Consider the following 2,138-nt stretch of genomic DNA (forward strand, 5'->3'; position numbering starts at 1 on the left):
ATAGATTTGCTAGTTCTATTATAACGTTTCCCTACAAAAAAAGCCAGTACATATCAATATGATATATACCGGCCTGATGCATTATTTTTTATAAATAAAATTGCTGTATTCTGGATTATCTATATTAGAGGAATCGATCCACGCCGGTTTCAGAAGATCTGTTTCTTCTGACTTCTGTACACCATCTGAATCTGTCATATGAGCAGCTGCCAAAATAGTCTGATATCCCATTTCATATGGATCCTGGGATACAATTCCAAGCTCTCTTCCATCCTTTACTGCAGCCTGCTGTTTTGTAGTTGCATCCACTCCAATCATAACAGGGAGCTGTTCGTCTGTCTGTTCCAACGAGAGATAAAGATCAGACATGTCTGCATTTGTACAGTATACACCATCTGCCTCAGGATGTTTCTTCAATGCGTCCTGCATAGCCGCATTCATATCTTCAACTTCATCTGCATAAAGTTCTTCCAAAATGTTCATTTCCGAATACTCTGCAATTGCATTCTTAAATCCGTCTACACGCTTTTGATTGCTCTGTGTTTTTCCCTGAGCTGCAAAAATAAGAATATCGCCCTGCTGTTCCAGAGCTTCTGCCATCTTCTCACCGGCAATCTCACCGACTCTGTCATTATCTGTACCATAAAAATCTGCAATAAGCTGGTCATCGCTGACATTGGAATCAAATACGATCACCGGAATGTCATTCTCTGCTGCAGTTTCCAACTGTGCCAAACAGGAATTCATATCACTGGCTGATAAACATAATACTGCAGGATTCTCTGAAATTACCGCATCCAGAGTATTAACCTGCTCTTCTACATTTAGCTCATCTGACGGTCCTTCAAATGTCATTTTAATCTGATCATTGGATTTCAGTCCATATGCTTCATTAATATCTTTAACCGCCGCATCCATTCCCTGATGAACCATGTCCCAAAATTCACCACTGACGCATTTGCTCACTACTGCAATTCTGCTTCCTGGCAAAACCGGAACCGATGTATCAATCTGAACAGCTGTTTCTTCGCTGCTTTGTTCTGTCTCATCTTCTGTCCGCACACTTGCTATAACCAATTCACCAAGACTTCCGCTTTTAACAGCAATTCCCCCTGCCAGGATTACACCTGTCAAAACAACTGCTGCTGCCGCCGCTTTCTTCATTACCCTTCTCCTCTCCTATGACCTGTATGTGCATCCAATCTTTTACTAGTTAAGTCACCTTATCACATTTTACATTTAACGTCCATACTTTTCATAGTTTTTTCATGAATTTGGGCAAAGTTTTACATTTTTCTTCAAAATAAAACTGTTCTCTGCATACATTCAAAGCTTGGAAAATCCTTCAAATGCCGCACCTTCAGGTTTCACGGAAAACTCCATCTTTTTGTTGGTTTTAGGATGACAAAAACACAGATAACAGGAACAAAGTCCCAATGAAAGTCCTGATTCATCTGTAGGATTGTACTTTCGATCTCCAATAAGAGGCATTCCGGCATGACTCATTTGTACGCGGATCTGATGATGTCGTCCGGTATCAAGTTTTATTTTTATCAGATATCGAAATCCCGAAGAGGTTCTTTCATCCGGTATTTTTTCTATAAATTCATACTCTAAAATCGCTTTTTTAGCCCCTTTTGTTTTTTCACTTACCACCGCAGACATGTTTTTTCTTCCATCTTTCAAAAGATAGTCTGTCAGTGTATCTTTTTCGGACCTGCACTGATCTGTAACTGCCAGATATATTTTTCCAAAGCCGCCGTTGGTCAGCTGCTGATTCAGCTTTGCTGCAGCCTGAGATGTTTTTGCAAATACAATAGCCCCCTCTACCGGAAGATCCAGTCTATGGATCACTCCCAGCCATGGCACATTGGAACAATTCTTTGCATACAGATAATTTTTCAGAGCATTTTCCATATCTATACTTCCTATTCTGGAATTCTGTACTGCAATTCCTGCCGGTTTATGGCAGACCAATATCTCTTTATCTTCATACAAAATACAATCTTCTATCTTTTTATTCCACATAAAAAAGACTCTCCTTTTGTGTTTCTGTGGAGAGTATACCTTAAAAACATATAGATAGCAAGAACGACGGCCATCACTTTTTACTACATTTTCAAAAATGATGACCGTCT

Annotated in this window: 2 protein-coding genes; both read right to left on the bottom strand. The window is 39.6% G+C overall.

The genetic code is table 11. The features are described from left to right. Positions 1-81: 81 nt before the first annotated feature. Positions 82-1,164 carry a substrate-binding domain-containing protein gene (locus RDS42_RS14385; protein ID WP_308784261.1) on the bottom strand — a complete coding sequence of 361 codons (1,083 nt, stop codon included), beginning with the start codon at positions 1,162-1,164 and terminating at the stop codon, positions 82-84. 162 nt (positions 1,165-1,326) lie between these two features. After that, a complete protein-coding gene (locus RDS42_RS14390) occupies positions 1,327-2,028 on the bottom strand; it encodes an RluA family pseudouridine synthase (protein ID WP_308784262.1) in 702 nt (233 codons plus the stop codon). Between the last annotated feature and the right edge of the window lie 110 nt (positions 2,029-2,138).

The organism is uncultured Blautia sp. (assembly GCF_902497045.1).
GTDB lineage: Bacteria > Bacillota > Clostridia > Lachnospirales > Lachnospiraceae > Blautia_A.